Annotated in this window: 11 protein-coding genes; 9 read left to right on the top strand and 2 right to left on the bottom strand. The window is 37.3% G+C overall.

Annotation, left to right across the window (positions count from 1 at the left end):
• Nucleotides 1–105: 105 nt before the first annotated feature.
• From ileS to J4O15_RS08895, 8 genes are all read left to right on the top strand, one after another.
• Complete coding sequence (ileS, locus tag J4O15_RS08930) at nt 106–3,219, top strand: isoleucine--tRNA ligase (RefSeq protein ID WP_208100510.1); 3,114 nt, start codon at nt 106–108, stop codon at nt 3,217–3,219.
• A gap of 11 nt (nt 3,220–3,230) precedes the next feature.
• Nucleotides 3,231–5,687 carry a glycogen/starch/alpha-glucan phosphorylase gene (locus J4O15_RS08925; RefSeq protein ID WP_208100509.1) on the top strand — a complete coding sequence of 819 codons (2,457 nt, stop codon included), beginning with the start codon at nt 3,231–3,233 and terminating at the stop codon, nt 5,685–5,687.
• On the top strand, nt 5,677–6,471 hold the full coding sequence (locus J4O15_RS08920) for an HAD family hydrolase (RefSeq protein WP_208100508.1): 795 nt from the start codon (nt 5,677–5,679) through the stop codon (nt 6,469–6,471). Before J4O15_RS08925 ends, J4O15_RS08920 begins: the two co-directional genes overlap by 11 nt.
• Before the next feature lie 98 nt (nt 6,472–6,569).
• Nucleotides 6,570–8,348, top strand: a complete 1,779-nt coding sequence (locus tag J4O15_RS08915; RefSeq protein WP_208100507.1) for an aminopeptidase P family protein — start codon at nt 6,570–6,572, stop codon at nt 8,346–8,348.
• Nucleotides 8,318–9,502, top strand: a complete 1,185-nt coding sequence (gene rlmD, locus J4O15_RS08910) for a 23S rRNA (uracil(1939)-C(5))-methyltransferase RlmD (protein ID WP_208100506.1) — start codon at nt 8,318–8,320, stop codon at nt 9,500–9,502. The genes J4O15_RS08915 and rlmD overlap by 31 nt, the downstream gene beginning before the upstream one ends.
• A gap of 255 nt (nt 9,503–9,757) precedes the next feature.
• Nucleotides 9,758–10,804 (top strand): YaaC family protein, encoded by a 1,047-nt coding sequence (locus J4O15_RS08905; RefSeq protein ID WP_009218345.1) that lies wholly within the window; start codon nt 9,758–9,760, stop codon nt 10,802–10,804.
• A gap of 177 nt (nt 10,805–10,981) precedes the next feature.
• The gene (locus J4O15_RS08900; RefSeq protein WP_009218346.1) at nt 10,982–11,464 is read left to right on the top strand and encodes a hypothetical protein; all 483 of its coding nucleotides are present in this window, start codon (nt 10,982–10,984) and stop codon (nt 11,462–11,464) included.
• Complete coding sequence (locus J4O15_RS08895) at nt 11,445–11,627, top strand: hypothetical protein (protein ID WP_009218347.1); 183 nt, start codon at nt 11,445–11,447, stop codon at nt 11,625–11,627. The genes J4O15_RS08900 and J4O15_RS08895 overlap by 20 nt, the downstream gene beginning before the upstream one ends.
• Before the next feature lie 300 nt (nt 11,628–11,927).
• Here the strand turns inward: J4O15_RS08895 and J4O15_RS16550 are convergent, their stop codons facing one another.
• Complete coding sequence (locus J4O15_RS16550) at nt 11,928–12,743, bottom strand: ISL3 family transposase (protein ID WP_442911600.1); 816 nt, start codon at nt 12,741–12,743, stop codon at nt 11,928–11,930.
• Nucleotides 12,725–13,282 (bottom strand): transposase family protein, encoded by a 558-nt coding sequence (locus J4O15_RS08885; RefSeq protein ID WP_009218350.1) that lies wholly within the window; start codon nt 13,280–13,282, stop codon nt 12,725–12,727. The genes J4O15_RS16550 and J4O15_RS08885 overlap by 19 nt, the downstream gene beginning before the upstream one ends.
• A 306-nt stretch (nt 13,283–13,588) precedes the next feature.
• Between J4O15_RS08885 and J4O15_RS08880 the strand changes: the two genes are divergently transcribed.
• Complete coding sequence (locus tag J4O15_RS08880) at nt 13,589–14,161, top strand: TetR/AcrR family transcriptional regulator (RefSeq protein WP_009218351.1); 573 nt, start codon at nt 13,589–13,591, stop codon at nt 14,159–14,161.
• Nucleotides 14,162–14,179: the final 18 nt, after the last annotated feature.

Raw genomic sequence — 14,179 nt, 5'->3', positions numbered from 1 at the left:
ATAGGAACACATATGATAGTATGTTGTAAAGGTGGTTTATAAGTTTTGCTTGTCCTGTTACAGGGCAAGCTTTTTTATAATCTATCTTACAAAGAAAGGATTTTTATGTATAAGAAAGTGCCTACAGATCTGAAATTTGTAGAGAGAGAAAGAGAAGTTGAAAAGTTTTGGCGTGAAAACCATATTTTTGAAAAGAGTATCGAAGATAGAAAAGATGCTCCCACATATATGTTTTATGACGGACCGCCGACAGCTAACGGAAAGCCACATATAGGACATGCCCTAACCAGAGTTATTAAGGATATGATTCCAAGATACAGAACTATGAAGGGCTATAAGGTTCCAAGAAAAGCAGGCTGGGATACCCACGGCCTTCCGGTAGAGATAGAAGTTGAAAAAGAACTTGGAATAAACGGTAAGGAGCAGATAGAGGGTTACGGTGTTGCTCCTTTTATTGAGAAATGTAAAGAATCGGTTTGGAAATATAAGGGCATGTGGGAGGAATTCTCAGATGTAATAGGTTTCTGGGCTGATATGAATGATCCATATGTTACATATCATGATTCATATATAGAGTCGGAGTGGTGGGCTCTAAAGCAGATATGGGATAAGGGACTTCTTTATAAGGGATTTAAGGTTGTACCATACTGTCCAAGATGCGGAACACCGCTTTCAAGCCATGAGGTGGCTCAAGGGTATAAGGATGTTAAGGAAAGATCAGCCATTGTAAGATTTAAGAAAAAGGATGAGAATGTATACTTCCTTGCATGGACTACAACACCTTGGACATTGCCAAGCAATGTGGCTCTTTGTGTAAACCCGGAGGAAGATTATGTAAAGGTAAAGCAGGGAGATTATACATACATTCTTGCAAATGCATTGGTTGAAACTGTTTTAAAAGAGGACTATACAGTACTTGAAACTTATAAGGGTAAGGATCTTGAGGGAATTGAGTATGAGCCGCTATGGGGTGGCCTTAATGTAAAGAGCAAGGCATGGTTTGTAGTATGTGATAACTATGTAACTCTTACAGACGGTACAGGTATAGTACATATCGCACCTGCATTCGGTGAGGATGACTCAAGAATAGGTAGAAATTACGATCTTCCATTTGTTCAGCTTGTAGATGCACAGGGTAATCTTACAAAGGAAACCAAGTGGGAAGGCGTGTTTGTAAAGGATGCCGATAAGTTGGTACTAAAAGATCTTGATGAAAACGGAAAGCTCTTTGATGCACCTGTATTTGAACATAGCTATCCACATTGTTGGAGATGTAATACACCGCTTATCTACTATGCAAGAGAGTCATGGTATATCAAGATGACTGCGGTAAAGAAAGATATAATAAGAAATAATAATACAATTAACTGGATTCCTGAGAGTATAGGTAAGGGACGTTTCGGTGATTGGCTTGAAAATATTCAGGACTGGGCGGTGTCAAGAAACAGATACTGGGGAACACCGCTTAATGTATGGATTTGTGACTGCGGACATATGCACAGTATCGGAAGTGTTGAAGAGTTAAAGTCAATGTCAAAGAACTGTCCTGACAATATAGAACTTCACAGACCATATATTGATGAAGTGACCATTACCTGCCCGGAATGCGGTAAGGAGATGAGAAGAACACCTGAAGTGCTTGATGCATGGTTTGATTCAGGTTCTATGCCTTTTGCACAACATCATTATCCTTTTGAAAATCATGAAAAGTTTGAGGCACAGTTCCCTGCTGACTTTATCTCAGAGGCGGTAGACCAGACAAGAGGATGGTTTTACTCACTGCTTGCAATATCTACATTGATATTTAACAAAGCACCGTATAAGAATGTTATTGTAATGGGACATGTACAGGATGAAGACGGTCAAAAGATGAGTAAGTCAAAGGGAAATGCCGTAGATCCGATGGATGCACTTAATAAGTTCGGTGCAGATGCAATCAGATGGTATTTCTATGTAAACTCGGCACCATGGTTGCCAAACAGATTCCATGACAAGGCTGTTGAGGAAGGACAGAGAAAGTTCCTCGGTACACTTTGGAATACCTATGCCTTCTATGTACTGTATGCGGATATTGATAATTTTGATCCGACAAAGTACAGCCTTGATTATGACAAGCTTAGCGTAATGGATAAATGGCTTTTATCAAAGCTTAATACATTGGTTAAAACAGTGGATGAATATTTGAGCAATTATAAGATAACAGAGACTGCAAGAGCATTACAGAGTTTTACTGATGATATGAGTAACTGGTATGTCAGAAGATGTAGAGAGAGATTCTGGGCAAAGGGTATGGAGCAGGATAAGATAAATGCTTATATGACTCTATATACAGCACTTATTACTCTTTCAAAGATTGCCGCACCTATGATACCTTTTATGACTGAGGAGATTTATCAAAATCTTGTAAGAAGTGTGGATAAAAATGCTCCTGAGAGTATACATTTAACAGACTTCCCTGCCGTTAATGAGGAGTTTATAGATAAAGAGCTTGAAGTAAGCATGGATGAAGTTCTTGATATAGTGGTACTTGGAAGAGCCGCAAGAAACTCGGCAAATATAAAGAATCGTCAGCCTATCGGGAATATGTATGTCAAGGCTGAAAATGTACTGGATCCTTTCTATGTGGAAATCATTGAGGACGAGCTTAATGTCAAGTCTGTAGAGTTTAAGGATGATGTAGAGGAGTTTGTAAGCTACATATTCAAACCGCAGTTAAAGACGGTAGGACCGAAATACGGTAAGCTTTTAGGTAAAATAAAGGAAGCGCTAAGCTCACTTGAAGGTCATGCAGCTATGAATTCTTTAAATGAAACAGGAAGTCTGGAGTTTGACTTTGACGGTGAAAAGGTAAGTCTGGCGAGAGAAGATTTACTTATTGAGAGTGCAAAGAATGATGATTTTGTTACAGAAGGTGATAATAAGACCACGGTTGTACTTGATATAAGACTTGATGAGGCACTTATTGAAGAGGGCTTTGTAAGAGAACTTATTTCAAAAATTCAGACTATGAGAAAGGAAGCCGGGTTTGAGGTTGTTGACCATATCTTACTCTCTCAAAGCGGAAATGATAAAATTGCAGATATCATAAAGAAAAACGAAGATATTATAAAGAATGACACATTGGCAGATGAGATTATTTATAACAATGTAGAGGGATACACTAAAGATTGGAACTTGAACGGAGAAAACACATCCCTTGGAGTGAGTAAGAAAGGTTAAATGAGCTTACAATGATGAACGCTAAGGAATTAAAAAAGGCTATAGAAGATAATGTAAAGGTTTTATACAGAAAGACTATAGATGAGGCAAGTAAGGAGCAGGTTTTTTATGCTCTTTCCTATGCCATAAAAGATACTATTATAGATGAATGGATAGCTACACATAAGGCTTATGATGCTCAGGATGCAAAGATTTTATACTATTTGTCAATGGAGTTTTTGATAGGCAGGGCACTAGGCAATAATATAATAAACCTTGGTGCAAGAAAAGAAGTGGCAGAGGTTATGGAGGAGCTTGGTTTTGATCTTTCCGATATAGAGGATCAGGAGAGCGATCCGGCACTTGGAAACGGCGGTCTTGGAAGACTGGCGGCATGTTTTCTTGATTCGCTTGCAACACTTAACTATCCGGCATACGGTTGTGGTATAAGATATCATTATGGTATGTTTAAGCAGAAGATAGAGAACGGATATCAAAGGGAAGTTCCTGATGATTGGATTAAGAACGGATATCCTTTTGAGGTAAAGAGAAGTGAATATTCATATATAGTTAAATTCGGCGGAAATGTCAGAGTTGAGAATGTGGACGGCAAGGAGAAGTTTATACATGAAAACTACGGTTCTGTAAAAGCGATTCCTTATGATATGCCTGTACTTGGATATGAGAACGGAATGGTGAATTCACTTCGTATCTGGGATGCGGAGGCTATTACAAACTTCAGCCTTGAGCAGTTTGACAGAGGTGATTATCAAAAAGCACTTGAGCAGGAAAATCTTGCAAAGACATTGGTAGAGGTGCTTTATCCAAATGATAATCATTATGCAGGTAAGGAACTCAGATTAAAGCAACAGTATTTCTTTATTTCTGCAAGCCTTCAAAGAGCTCTTGATAAGTTTAAAGAAAATCACAGTGATATACATGATCTTCCAAAGAAGGTGGTATTCCAGTTAAATGATACTCATCCTACAGTGGCTATACCTGAGCTTATGAGACTTTTACTTGATGAGGAAGGTCTAAGCTGGGATGATGCATGGGCAATCACAACAAGTTGTATGGCATATACAAATCATACTATTATGGCGGAGGCACTTGAGAAGTGGCCTATTGATTTGTTCAAGTCATTATTGCCTCGAGTTTATCAAATTGTGGATGAGATAAACAGAAGATTTGTTGAGCAGATAAAGTCAAAATACCCGGCAAACTACGCAGAAAAAGAAAAAAATATGGCAATACTTTATAACGGTCAGGTACGAATGGCATATATGGCTATTGCGGCAGGATTTTCTGTAAACGGTGTGGCAAGACTTCATACGGAGATCTTAAAGAATCAGGAGCTGAAAGATTTTTATGAGATGATGCCTGAGAAATTTAATAATAAGACAAACGGTATCACTCAAAGAAGATTCCTTGATCATGCCAATCCGCTCTTGACCGATTGGATTACAAAGAAGCTTGGAACAGATAAGTTTATTACAGATTTGCCGCTTCTTTCAGGCCTTAAGAATTATCTGGATGATGATAATGCTCTTAATGAGTTTATGGATATCAAATATCAGAATAAACTTAGACTTGTTAAGTATATCAAGGAGCATAACGGTATAGACATAGATCCTAATTCCATCTTTGATGTACAGGTTAAGAGATTGCATGAGTATAAGCGTCAGCTTTTGAATATTTTGCATGTAATGTATCTTTATAATAAGCTTAAGAATGATGACAACTTTGATATGTATCCAAGAACATTTATATTCGGTGCCAAGGCTGCGGCAGGATACAAAAGAGCAAAGCAGACTATCAAGCTTATAAACTCTGTTGCGGATGTTATCAATAATGATAGGAGCATAAATGGAAAGATTAAAGTGGTCTTTATAGAGGATTACAAGGTTTCAAGTGCTGAAATCATCTTTGCGGCGGCTGATGTCAGCGAGCAGATTTCCACGGCAAGTAAAGAGGCTTCAGGTACGGGAAATATGAAATTTATGCTTAACGGTGCGCCTACCATAGGAACTATGGACGGTGCAAATGTTGAGATAGTTGAAGAAGTAGGTCATGAAAACGCATTTATCTTCGGACTTTCTTCAGATGAGGTAATTGCATACGAGAAGAATAATGAATATGATCCGATGACTATATTTAACAGTGACAGTGAGATCAGAACAGTGCTTATGCAGCTTGTAAACGGATTCTATTCTCCGAATAATACTGAGGAGTTTAGAGAAATCTATGATTCACTTTTAAAGAAGCAGGGGAATGACAGAGCGGATACATACTTTATTCTTAAAGACTTTAGAAGTTATGCGGCGGCTCATGATGAGGTGGATAAGGCTTACAGAGACCAAAAGAGATGGGCAAGGATGGCGCTTACACAGACTGCAAATGTAGGTAAGTTCTCATCTGACAGAACCATAGAAGAATATGTAAGAGATATTTGGCATTTGAGTAAATTAAGGTTGGATAATGCAAAATAAAAAAATTTTCAGTTTTGATATTGATATGACATTGCTTGATCATAAAGATTATAAGATCACTCCCTCCGCTCTTTCAGCTATAGAAAGCTTAAGAGAGCAGGGGCATATCATAGTCCTTGCTACAGGTAGAAATCCTGAAAACAGCGACAGCAGGCAATTCGTTGATATAGTAAATCCTGATGCTATGATTGGATTAAACGGAACATTGGTAAAGGTGGGAGAAGAAAAAATCTTTGAACATTTCTTTGATAAGGATGTTTTAAGAGGTCTGGCAAAATATGTAGAGGGCAAGGAATGCTCTATAGGGCTTACTCTTGAAGATAAGGATTATTTTTTTAATCCACATATAATTGATGCATATGATATTAAAAGATGGGGACAGCACTTTAGAAAGTTTTATCCGGCTGAAGAATTGTTTGACCTTCCTATAAGAACATTGACTTATATAGGACCGGTTGAAGGTGCAAAGGATATAGAAAAGAAATTTCCCACTTTGAAACTACCGCTCTTTGCCGGAATGTTCGGAGCTGATGTTGTAGAAAAGGTTGCAAGCAAGGCGGAAGGACTAAAACGCCTGTGTAATTACTTCGGTGTCGATTTAAAAGATACGGTTTCATTCGGAGATTCTATGAATGATAAGGAAATCTTGGAGGAATCGGGACTTGGTGTAGCCATGGGCAATTCCATAGAGGAATTAAAACAATATGCAGACTATGTCACAGATAATATAGCTGATGATGGAGTTTTTAACGCATTAAAAAAATTCGGATTTATAAATATTTAATATATTAGGCGTAACAGTTTGCCATGGGCAGATATCGGTTTGGAATTCTCATACAGATATATGGCGGCTTTTGGCAGGGCTGTTACAAAAGGAGCATTATGAAACAGACGATTGTTGATTTAAGAAGAGTAATGCAAAGAGAGGGGATAGACGCATGGATATCCCCTTCTTCTGATGCACATCAAAGTGAATATCCTACAGAATATGATAAATGCAGAAGGTTTCTTAGCGGATTTACCGGAAGTGCGGGTACACTTCTTGTAATGAAGGAAGAGGCCTTTCTTTGGACAGACGGAAGATATTTTTTACAGGCGGAAAATGAGCTTAAAGATAGCGGTATAACTCTTATGAAAATGGGAGAGCCGGGAGTACCAGGTCTTGATGAACTTTTGGAAGAGAAGATGAAAAAAGATGAAGTACTTGGATTTAACGGTTCACTTCTAAGTTTTTCCGAAGGAAAGGTCATTGCAGGAAAGGTCGTAAAAAACGGTGTAAAGCTTGCTATCGGAAAAGAACTCACTGATGAAGTTTGGACTGACAGACCGAAAAGACCTCATACAAAAGTCTTTATTTTAGAAGAAAAGTATGCAGGAAAATCAGCGGCAAAAAAGATAAGTGAAGTAAGAGAGAGAATGAAAGGAAGGGATCTTTTGATAGTATCTTCACTTTCAGATATTGCATGGCTAACAAATCTTAGAGCCTTTGATATAAAATGTAATCCTTTATTTTTATCTTATTTTATCCTTGAAACAGATAAGGCAACATTATTTATTCAAGAAGAGGCGCTTAGTGAGGAAGTGAGAAAATATCTGGCTGAGAACAGTATAGACATAAAGCCATATGACAGCTTTGATGAAAATGTTGCTGATATTAAAAATAAGCAGATAATGTTTGATGAGGCGGATGTAAGCTACAAGACATTTATTTCTATAAGCAAAAAAGAAAATGCGAATAAACTTTACAGTGTATTAAGCCCTGTAACCTATCTGAAAAATATCAAGAATGATGTTGAAGTTTCAAATATGAAGAAATCTCATATCAGAGACGGTGTATATATGGCTAAGTATATGTACCGGATAAAAAAACAGATGAAAGAGGGGGCAAAGTTTACAGAAAAGACCGCATCAGATATTCTGGATAATTTAAGAAGAGGGGATGAACTCTTCCTTGATTTAAGCTTCCCTACTATCTCAGGTTATGCAGAAAACGGTGCAATCGTTCATTATGAAGCGGAGTATGAGACAGCAAAGCAGATGGAGTCAAAGGGATTATACCTATTTGACTCAGGTGCTACATATAAGGACGGCACTACCGATGTAACAAGAACAATTTCTCTTGGAGAAAACACCTATGAAGAGAAGCTCCACTATACCTTGGTAACCATCGGTATGCTAAGACTTTTAAATACTACATTTAGAAGAGGTGCTATAGGTGCATGCCTTGATATAAAGGCAAGAGAAGCACTTTGGGATTACGGGCTTGACTACAATCATGGCACCGGACATGGTGTTGGCTTTGTAAATACTGTACATGAGGCACCAACATCTATAAGAAACAAGATAAACAAAGATTTATTCAGAAATCTTGAGTTTGAGCCTGGTATGATAATGAGTGATGAGCCGGGAGTATATATAAGCGGTAAGCATGGTATCAGAATGGAAATTTTGATGAATGTAGTGGAAAAGCAGGAAGGTTTCCTCGGATTTGAGAGTCTTACCATGGCACCTATTGACAGCGAGCCGCTCTTAGTGGAAGTGATGACAAAGAAGGATATTGAATTTTATAACAAATATCAGAGAGAAGTCTACGAGGCTATATCCTATGGACTTAGTGAAGAAGAGAAAGCATGGCTGAAGGAATTAACAAAAGAAATATAAAAGCTTCTAAGGAGCTAAAATGCGCAGTCGCCAAAAAATGTGGCGGCTGCGATTATATAAACAGTTCATATAATAAGCATGTCAAGGAGAAACTTGACACAGCAAATTCATTGATAAAAAAATATGGCAAATTTGACGGGATTGTCTCCATGAGCAATCCCTATCATTATAGGAACAAAGTAAGTGCGGTCTTCGGCTTTGAAAACAAGAAAATCATTGCAGGAACTTACGAAAAGAACTCACATAGAGTGGTGGATACAAAAAACTGCCTTATTGAAGATGAGAAGGCAAGCAGTATTATACAGACCATCAAGAAAATGTGTGTTTCATTTAAAATAAAGGCATATGACGAAGACAGCGGCTACGGATTTTTGCGCCATGTACTGATTCGTGTAGGAAAGAAAAGCGGTCAGATCATGGTGGTTTTGGTGACCTCAAATGTAATATTCCCAAATAAGAATGCCTTTATAAAGGTACTGAGAGGAGAGCACCCCGAGATAACTACCATAGTGCAGAATGTGAATAATAAAAATACCAGCATGGTACTTGGTGACAGGGAAATAGTGATGTATGGTAAGGGCTATATCACAGATGAACTATGTGGGCTTACATTCAAAATTTCACCGAAGTCATTCTATCAGGTAAATCGAGACCAAACTGAAAAGCTGTATTCTCAGGCTATAGAGTATGCCGGTTTGGAGGGTGATGAAGTATTACTTGATGCCTACTCGGGAATAGGCACTATCGGGCTTATAGCTTCAAAGTCCGTAAAGGAAGTAATATCTGTAGAACTTAATAAGGATGCCCACAAAGATGCCATTACCAATGCCAAGATAAACAATATAAAGAATGTGAAGTTCTATAATGCAGATGCAACCGCATTTATAAATGATCTGGCAGCAGCCGGTGAAAAAATAGATGTGGTAATCCTTGATCCCCCAAGAACAGGCTCTACAGAGGAGTTTATAGCTGCGGTCGGTAGACTTAAGCCAAAGAAGGTAGTATATGTGTCCTGTAATCCGGAGACACTTGCTAGGGATCTGGAAAGCTTTAAAAGGCAGAGGTATGGGTTTGAGAAGGGGATGGTGTTTGATTGCTTTTGCCATACTAGGCATGCGGAGGTCGTGGTATTGATGTCAAGGAAAGATAAATAAGAACCAGAATGCGGCGTATTTCCAGCTTTTTCGGTAGTTATGAGGTAAGGTCTGACCTCTGAAAAGGCTCGGTTATTTTATATGGAAACATATCTACTGCGAAAATGTGTGTCAGGTTGTGACCTCGGATTAGATAACGTAAATTGAGTTAGTGGATTAGATGTCGGGCATTTTTGAGCAAGAGCTGAAAACTGGCAACTCGATAGTAAAGGCATTTTCGGGCAGTGGAATAGATGTCGGGAGGTGAAGACAGAAATGTTCAAAGATATATGCATCAATAACAAATCGTGTGAATTGATGAAATCAGTGAATAGACCTAAATATGGCAGTAGAACAATACTAACGGATTCATGTTGGGAATATGTAGCTTTGTTTTTGAAGCGTCAATCAATATCTGGAGCAAGTGATGCCTTATTTTATTGGGAACAGGCGCATAGTTTTTATTTAGCGTCACAGGAACTTCCAGATAACGCACGACCATTAACATCATATTATTGTATTTTAAATGCAGCTAAGGCCTTATTGCGATATAAAGGTGTTGATGATAGTAGATTAAAAAACCATGGAATATCGTCTGTTAGAGATGATACTAATAAGACAAATATAAAAGAGGCTTGTACATCGATAAAAGGCGCTGGAGTTTTACCTGAGCTGTCAATATATTACGGACATAATATAGTCACAGGCCATTACACAATGGCGGAATTACTTTATAATATTCCATGTGTTCATAGAGCATATTGCATTACTTTTTCCAAACCGGAGATATTTGTTCCTATCAGCAAGCCTGTGTTCGTAAAAAAAGACAACTCTAAGGAAGCATGGATTAAATTCGAAGTTTCTGGAAGGTATGCAAATGCTAAGGCTCTTAAGAACTTGCCATCGAAGTTTGAGAGAGACCTAGGTGTTGATGATAAATATGTTATAAGAATGAAAAAAAGATTCAATTGGGATATTCACAAGCTAATTGAGGAGCGTAAAAAAGCACTAAATAAATATCACGAAAAGACTAGAGGCTATCTTTTTTACATATTTGGTGAGACAAAATTATGGTACATAAAAAAAGAAGTTTCAGGTAATGACAACTTAGCAAATATGCCATCGACTGTATTGATTTTTGCTGTGTTTCATTGGATAAGTGAATTGGTCAGATATAATCCGAAATTATTTAGCAAATACATGAAGTCAAAACAGAACTGGTTGTTACATGAATTCATTAATAATGCATTAGACCAATTTGTAGATGAGGTAGGATGTGAAATAACTGGTGAAGATATCATGTGTACCGGATACAGAAAATGACATAAATAACTCATATAAACCCTCTCGGTTATTATAGCCGAGAGGGTTTTTGTGAAAAAAGCTCATTAATAAAAATATTACAAGTTTCAGTAATAGAAGGTATTGATATTTGAATTGAGAGATAGTATAATTATTATAGACACTGATAATAAAGATTACTAAAAAGAGGTGATAAGAATGCTTATTTCTAAGAATATACAAATCGAATTTGCTGATTCGACAATAAAAGCCATTGATGCCATTCATGATATAAGAGAAGGCGTCAGGAGTGCATCGTTGAATCTTTATTCGAGATACGGTGTGCAGATACAGACCCCGATGGTTTATGGTGACGATAAGGTGGTAGTAGAAGTCAAAATTCCAAAAGAAATTGTGGGCACATTTGCAATAGGCCCTCATTTAAAAGGTGTTGCTGCATATTTACTTAAGCAATGTAATGGTAGATATGATGATTATCTTGTAGGAAAACGCTTATTGAGCTATACAGAAATTGCAGCACCTGATGCGTCTGAAAATAAATTCCGTATGGAAGATAGACTGGAGGCTGTTTCAAAGTTCGCAAAATTGCTTGAAAGGTCTGATGAAGAAGCCATGGATGCGATTAGTAAAATATTGATGATAATAAAGGAGGTTAACCAAAATGATATTACAAGTATTTAAAAGCGTTGGTAATACATTGAGTATAGCTGACGCGTATACGGCATTGATTTCGCTATATTCTAATCAAATTTATCCAACGAAAAAGGCTGCAGGTTCTCTAGGCGGAGCAGTAAATGGTGGTACGATTATATTGAAAAATGGTTATTATATGAGAGTGAGGTAAAATATGTATAATACATACGCAGATAATTTGACATACTGAGCATCGGAATTAGCAAAGAGAAGTAGTGTATCTGTATCCCTATCAGGGTGGCCAGCTGCTTTTGCAATAATGTCGATTCCATTATCTGTTGTCGCAATATATGCAATAAAAGAATGCTTAAGCGAAATCAGTAGTGGGTTTGACTAAAATGCGCAACGAAATCAGTCGTGGGTCAATCATATACAAAATAAGGATATCTATGTCATCATAGCTGGTGACTAAGATATCCTTTTTTAGAAAAGATTGAAGTATGGTTTGATTTTATTTGTTTAATGTATCGACTATTTGTTTGGTATATGTGCCACGTTTTTTGTGCTCTCGTTTTCTGGAATATAAACATGTGGTCAAGCAATAGAATAGTTTGTCTTTTAGGCAGTATAGTGCACGTGCACGGAAACGTTCTAGGTTTGTATATCCATTGGACACGTCAATCAGTAATCGAAGTTTCTGATTGATGTTTTCAGCTAGAGCATTAGATTGTCGTCTATCGTCATAAGGCCTTCTGAAGCTGTTTATAATTTCTGGTTTCCAGTGCTTCAGTAGAGATATGAATTCCTTATAGCAGTCTAAGTCTGAGTGTTCAAATAGCTCAATCAGATAATCAAGTTTCATACTAGCTTCTTCAAGAGAGCAGCGTTTATTGAAGTCTCTATATAGCTCCTTTAATTCATACGCAAGCTTTAAATCAGGACTTATCTCCAACAACATGTTGAAAAGGTCCCTATAATTCATCTTCTGACGAAATTTTGAATTATATCTTGGCTCGTTATCGAGGTCGAATGAATCAGTTTCTAATAACTTATGCCAGGTCTTCAACAAATAGTAACTGGGACTATCATAAACACACTGTTTCATGATTCCTACACGTATGTATCTAAAGCACTCCGTAAGGTGTTTGATGACATGGAAAGGGTCTACCGCTATTTCGCAATGTCTCAGGTACTTTTTACAGACATCCCTATAAGGTTCCCACATATCGATCGTAACGTACTTTACCTTGTCTCTCTCCGATTGTGGAATCATTTCAAAGTGTTTCGACAGCGTTACTTTCGAACGGTTTAAAGTATCTCGTTTAATGTCCTATTATTGTTGTCTACGAATACGCACAAATATGAACCACCATATTTCGCCATGGAAGAAGATATCTCATCGATACCAAGGTTCTCAGGAAGTGTTAATCTAGGTGCACGGATGAAACTATCGGCATATACTTGTATAATCGTGTTGGATACGTGGTATTTATGTGCAATATCCTTGTAAGTCATACGAACATTATGTAGATCCAAGGCAATCGCATTGAGTACTGCGTATGACTGATGGAAGTTCTCTGGACCAAATGGACTTGGCTCAGAGAAGGACTTCCCACATTCTTTACAGACATAGCGTCTTCTTGTCCAATCAATGATGGATGGAATCCCTGCAACGTCAAGGTGGTTATAGCTGTATGAAGAATAATTCTTTATTTTTGAATGACCTCCACAACAGGGACAGGTAGGGTGAGTATCATTCAGTTTTATTAAGATGTGTAATTTATCAGATGATTTATGTGTATCAATCGAAAAAATCATATCGTCACTAACATTGAGTGTGGATATGATAAAATCATTTATAGCCATATGGCGCCTCCTATCGTTATTATTCAATCTTTTTCCAACTTGAATTCTAACATAGGAGTTTTTTATTAGCTGAGACCCCGAGTGAATTTGGAGGGTATCCCCGAGTTGTAAAAAAAGAGGTCAAAATTTGACCCCTAGAAATTTCGGAGGGTCGCCCCGACCCCGAGTGATTTTATAGTGCCGATTATACTATCATCGCTATTATTTTTTTAGTGTCCATAAATTTTCAATAGGCATCTTGATAAATATTGAATTTTAATTTATTATTAAATATAGATTCAGTATTATAGGAGAAAGAGGTGTGCTATGGCACAGGTATTAAAAGAAGAAGTTAGAAATAGAATACTCGAAGCAGCAGAAAAAGTATTTTATAAAAAGGATTATAGAGGTGCCAAATTAACAGAAATTGCAAAAGAAGCAGATATTCCTGTGGCACTAATTTATACCTATTTCAAAAACAAGGAAGTTTTGTTTGATGCAGTAGTAAGTTCTGTTTATATAAACTTCGAGTCAGCTTTTAATGAGGAAGAATCTTTGGAAAAAGGTTCTGCTTCTGAAAGGTTTGATGAAGTTGGAGAAAATTATATTCATGAACTTTTAAAAGAGCGTAAGAAGTTAATTATTTTAATGGATAAAAGCTCAGGAACGAAACATACAGAAGCAAAACAAAAACTCATATCACAAATGGAGGTTCATATTGAAGTAAGTTTAAAAAGACAATCGAAAGAGGAATATGATCCAATGCTTGCCCATATTTTAGCCAGTAATTTTACAGAGGGGCTTCTTGAAATAGCAAGGCACTATCAAAGTGAAAAGTGGGCAAAAGATATGCTAAAACTTATTGCAAGGTGTTATTACAAGGGAGTGGAATCCCTGTAATCAGCACTAAAAAATAGA

The sequence above is a fragment of the Lachnoanaerobaculum sp. Marseille-Q4761 genome (assembly GCF_017565785.1).
GTDB lineage: Bacteria > Bacillota > Clostridia > Lachnospirales > Lachnospiraceae > Lachnoanaerobaculum.
This window is presented reverse-complemented; position numbering and strand designations above follow the sequence as displayed.

What these genes read in the sequence shown, in the direction of transcription:
- J4O15_RS08885 (WP_009218350.1), bottom strand. Translation starts at nt 13,282, where the DNA reads ATGGCTATAAATGATTTTATCATATCCACACTCAATGTTAGTGACGAT.
- rlmD (WP_208100506.1), top strand. Translation starts at nt 8,318, where the DNA reads ATGGCTGAAGGAATTAACAAAAGAAATATAAAAGCTTCTAAGGAGCTA.
- J4O15_RS08880 (WP_009218351.1), top strand. Translation starts at nt 13,589, where the DNA reads ATGGCACAGGTATTAAAAGAAGAAGTTAGAAATAGAATACTCGAAGCA.
- J4O15_RS08895 (WP_009218347.1), top strand. Translation starts at nt 11,445, where the DNA reads ATGATATTACAAGTATTTAAAAGCGTTGGTAATACATTGAGTATAGCT.
- J4O15_RS08925 (WP_208100509.1), top strand. Translation starts at nt 3,231, where the DNA reads ATGATGAACGCTAAGGAATTAAAAAAGGCTATAGAAGATAATGTAAAG.
- J4O15_RS08900 (WP_009218346.1), top strand. Translation starts at nt 10,982, where the DNA reads ATGCTTATTTCTAAGAATATACAAATCGAATTTGCTGATTCGACAATA.
- ileS (WP_208100510.1), top strand. Translation starts at nt 106, where the DNA reads ATGTATAAGAAAGTGCCTACAGATCTGAAATTTGTAGAGAGAGAAAGA.
- J4O15_RS08905 (WP_009218345.1), top strand. Translation starts at nt 9,758, where the DNA reads ATGTTCAAAGATATATGCATCAATAACAAATCGTGTGAATTGATGAAA.
- J4O15_RS08920 (WP_208100508.1), top strand. Translation starts at nt 5,677, where the DNA reads ATGCAAAATAAAAAAATTTTCAGTTTTGATATTGATATGACATTGCTT.
- J4O15_RS08915 (WP_208100507.1), top strand. Translation starts at nt 6,570, where the DNA reads ATGAAACAGACGATTGTTGATTTAAGAAGAGTAATGCAAAGAGAGGGG.